This window comes from Chamaesiphon sp. VAR_48_metabat_135_sub (assembly GCF_031418915.1).
Classification (GTDB): Bacteria; Cyanobacteriota; Cyanobacteriia; order Cyanobacteriales; family Chamaesiphonaceae; genus Chamaesiphon.
Genome location: NZ_JANOJV010000103.1, coordinates 1 through 4,384, shown reverse-complemented (window position 1 = coordinate 4,384; position 4,384 = coordinate 1). Strand labels below are relative to the sequence as shown.

3 protein-coding genes are annotated in these 4,384 nt (G+C 43.4%); 1 reads left to right on the top strand and 2 read right to left on the bottom strand.

The genetic code is table 11. The annotated features are described in order from the left end of the window. Positions 1-182 precede the first annotated feature (182 nt). A complete protein-coding gene (gene dndD, locus RMO55_RS07615; RefSeq protein WP_310425493.1) occupies positions 183-2,165 on the top strand; it encodes a DNA sulfur modification protein DndD in 1,983 nt (660 codons plus the stop codon). Positions 2,166-2,333: 168 nt separating this feature from the next. Here dndD and proB read toward each other — a convergent pair whose 3' ends face one another. Together proB and RMO55_RS07605 are read right to left on the bottom strand one after the other, a co-directional pair. Continuing rightward, a complete protein-coding gene (gene proB, locus RMO55_RS07610; RefSeq protein WP_310425491.1) occupies positions 2,334-3,440 on the bottom strand; it encodes a glutamate 5-kinase in 1,107 nt (368 codons plus the stop codon). A gap of 288 nt (positions 3,441-3,728) precedes the next feature. Further along, on the bottom strand, positions 3,729-4,250 hold the full coding sequence (locus tag RMO55_RS07605; protein ID WP_310425490.1) for a YqeG family HAD IIIA-type phosphatase: 522 nt from the start codon (positions 4,248-4,250) through the stop codon (positions 3,729-3,731). Positions 4,251-4,384 lie beyond the last annotated feature (134 nt).

The window sequence follows — 4,384 nt, the reverse complement described above, 5'->3', positions numbered from 1 at the left end:
CACCCGACCAGTAGATGAATGCGAGTGAGGTGACGATTGCCTGCCCGACAAGCCCGACAATCGATAGATCTCGGAAGGAGGGCAGGCATGAGGAGACGAACAAATTCATTGCTTAATCAATGTTTTATCTGAGTTTTTCTGTACATTACTTTCAATTAATAATTATCAATTATTAACTAACTATGTTATTTCGCGAACTAATTTTAGAAAACTTTGGTTCTTATTTGGGTAAAAATACGATAGATTTACTACCAGATACATCATCAGAGAGTCGCCCGATTATTCTGATTGGGGGGATGAATGGTGGTGGCAAAACGACGATTATGGATGCAATTAGGTTGGCTCTTTATGGTGCTCGCGCTCAATGTTCGACGAGGGGAAGTTTGAGTTATGGCGACTTTCTCGATCAGTGCGTGAGTCGTCATACACCATTAGTCGAAAAAGCCAGAATTGAATTAGCATTTCAGGTCGCGGAAGATGGCGATTTACGAGATATTCGGATCGTCAGATATTGGGAGCGGAATCCCAAGGACGGGAAGGATACTTTAGGTATTTTAGTTAATGATTGGGCGGATAAGACTCTATTAAATACTTGGGATGAATATATCGAGAATCTGTTACCGTTAGGGATTTCTAATCTATTTTTGTTTGATGGCGAACAAGTAAAGGAATTAGCAGAACAGGAAACTCCACCCGTGGGGGTATTTGATGCCATTCAATCTTTATTAGGGTTGGAATTAGCCGAACGATTGGCAGCAGATTTAGATATATTGGTAAGTAGAAAGCGGCGAGATATCGCGACGGGAAAACAATTAGAAGCGATCGATAAAATCGAATCGAAGTTGGAACAGGAGCAGTTAGAATTAGTAGCAGTCACCGCAGAATTAGTCAAGATTGAAGCAAGATTAAAAATCGCGATCGAGCAGGAAACACAAGCTTTTGATAAATTTGTCCTTGAAGGTGGAAAAATCGCTGCTCAGGGCAAAGAATTAGAGTTAGAATCAAGAGCCATCCAATCTCAAATCGAACAACACCGTCAAGATTTAGGTAATCTTGCCGCAGGTAGTTTACCATTAGCTTTAATCGCGCCCTTATTAGTTAAGATGCAAGCACAAGGAGAGATCGAACTCCGCTATCAACAAGGAAAAGCTGCTCTAGATCTACTAGTCGATCGAGATCGTCGGTTACTCGATTATCTCCAACAACAAGCAGTTTTAGAAAACCAGATTGCCGATATTCAAACTTTTCTAGAGCGTGAAAATCAAAGCTTAATTAAAGACGTTGAATCGGGGAAATGTGGATACTTGGGTACAGATGTAGAAACGATGATTCAGCTAGATCGTATCCTTAAATACGACCTCGATCGAGATCTTCAGAAAGTTAGCGAACTACAAACTCAATTAACCAAACTAGAAACCGACTTAGAATTTATCGATCGTCAAATAGCTGAAGCCGCTTCTCCAGAAGAATTTACTCGACTCAAATCCCAGGAAGCTATCGCCCGCGAACTAGTATCTCAACTCAAAGCCGATAAAATTAGTACCGATCGTCGCCATGAAGAACTCGATCGAATCATTAATAAAACTAGGCAAGAATTAGCTACCTATACCGAAGATAACATCAAGCTAAAAAATGACCAGCACCTCATTGATTCTGTAGCCAAAGTCAAGGCAACATTGCAAATATTTAAAGAGAAACTCACCCTCAAAAAAATTAATAAACTGGAAAACGAAGTTACCGAATGTTTTCGCTATTTGCTCCACAAGTCTGAACTCGTACAGCGAGTGACGATCGATAGTAGCAGCTTTACTCTTTCCCTACACGACCTCGAGGGAAAATTATTACCCAAACATCGACTTTCCGCAGGTGAAAAACAACTCTTAGCAATCGCCTTATTATGGGGATTAGCACGAGTGTCGGGACGACAATTACCAATCGCGATCGATACGCCATTAGGCAGATTAGATTCCTCACACCGAACTAATCTGATCGAACGTTATTTTCCCACAGCTAGCGAACAAGTAATTCTATTATCTACAGATACCGAAATCGCCGAAAGTGAGGTAGCTAATTTACGCAGTCAAGGTGTAATTACCCGCGAATATTTATTAGAACACGATCCCAACCAACAGCGAACTCAAGTTCGATTGGGATATTTTTGTTAATACTCTACGTCCTTCCCGTCAGAACGAAGATAGATACAGCACTTGCAATATGCAAGGAAAGGGGGGGGCGGGGAGCGGGGGGAAGAGAGATAATTGGATTGATAAACGGTGCATCATACCCCAATTCAGTAACGCCCGATTCTATTACTGTCATTTCAATTCAAAATCCTAGCTCAACACCAAATTATCTCGATGGACAACTGTTTCTTCACCCAGGTAGCCCAGTAAATCGATAATATCGGTCGATCGATGTCCCTGAATTCGATCGAGTTCGACACTACTATAATTTATAATCCCGCGCCCAATCTCTTTGCCCGAACTATCGCACAATTGCACCGCATCCGTCGCCTCAAAATCTCCTTCGAGGTGAGTGATTCCGGCTGGTAATAAAGATTTACCACTAGCCGTAATCGCTTCAACCGCACCAGCATCTAAATAGACTTTACCTACTGTTATCAACCCATGCGCGATCCAGCGTTTTCTGGCATTGTCGGCGCGTAGTTGTGGCGTAAATTGAGTACCCAAGGGTTCGCCGTTGAGAATCCGCTCGATATACTGTGGAAACTGCCCATGTGTAATAGCTGTTTTTACACCAGCACTAGTTGCTATCCCAGCGGCGGCTATTTTTGTCACCATGCCCCCCGTTCCCCATTCCGAACCCTTTCCCCCAGTTTGAATTTGCAGAGCCGTTAAATCCTCTAATCGATCGATCTGGACGATCGGTTGAGCGTCAGGAAATTTGCGAGGGTCAGCCGAGTATAATCGATCGACATCAGTCAGTAAAAATAACCAGTCGGCATCGATTAAGCTGGCTACCCGTGCTGAAAGAGTATCATTATCGCCAAATTTTAGCTCGTCTACGGCGACTGTATCATTTTCATTGACGATCGGCATTACGCCCAGGCGGAATAGTTCTTGAAAGGTATTGTAAGCATTAATATAACTACTGCGTCGGTCGAGATCTCCCCGCGTTAGTAATATTTGTGCGACTGGCTGTTGATGTTCGCGAAATAAATCGTCGTACACTCGCATAATGATACCTTGCCCCACCGCCGCCGCTGCTTGCTTGAGTGCGATCGTTTTCGGACGCTCTGTCATTCCCAGTCGCGCTGCACCAACTCCAACTGCACCAGAAGAAACTAAAACAATTTGATAACCTTGGGCGCGTAAATCGACGATGGTTTCAATCAATGCGGCGATCGTTGCTAAAGCCAATCTGCCATCACTACGAGTCAGACTCGATGTACCAACTTTGATTACTAGGGTCTGAGACATGATGGGGATCGAGGCTTAATAGCTAGGGATCGAGGCTTTCGCCGATGGAGCACAATATTCAACTATCGGTGAAAAAAATTGCTCAAAACGTTTCAGAGCGTCAACTGCCTATATCTTGGCAGCTAACGCTCTGAAAAATCTTATGTTTTATATTATGTTTAGAGTCTTTATATTGGCTGACTCCATTTACAATAAAACTATAATGCCAGATATTTTCGAGCATTCTCGTTTTCTTAATAATTTATTTATATTTCGACATATTGAAGATTTGTGATGTAGTGTAAAGATTTATTTGCTTGTGGTAAAAGAAACCCCTAATACTCTAGCGATCGCAAACTCGATCCGCCGCAAGAGGTTAAAACTGAAGGAAGAATCCTCACTGAAAATCGGCTCGATCAAGATTGTAAACAGCCCTAGTCGATTGCCTGCGAGGACATCTGTAAATACTCGATCGCCTACCATCGCTACCCGCGACGGTTCTAGCTTCATTGCTTCAACTGCTTGTCGGAGTTTGCGGCGGGAGGGTTTCGCCGCACTCAGAAAATATGGTAGCGATAAACTATCCGCGATCGCTCCAATTCTTACTTGACTGGGATTATTTGTTACCAACCAAAGTGGGACTATTTGTCTAATTTCGGCAATCCACCGCGCGAGTTCTGGTTGTGCGACACTACTACCGATCGGTACGATCGTATCATCAACATCTAAAATCAATCCTTCAATCTGATATCGAGCCAGAATCTCAGGTGTTAAATCTAACACGGACTTACCGAGTACGAGGTTGGGCTGTAGTAGGGGGAATGGTTTCATGGGAGAGGGGGTGTGGGGGTGTTGGGGTGTGGGGGTGTTGGGGTGTGGGGGTGTTGGGGTGTGGGGGTGTTTGTGTGTGGTGGTGTATTTGTACCCTATACCCTAACTCCAATAAAGAATAATCAAAATCACTC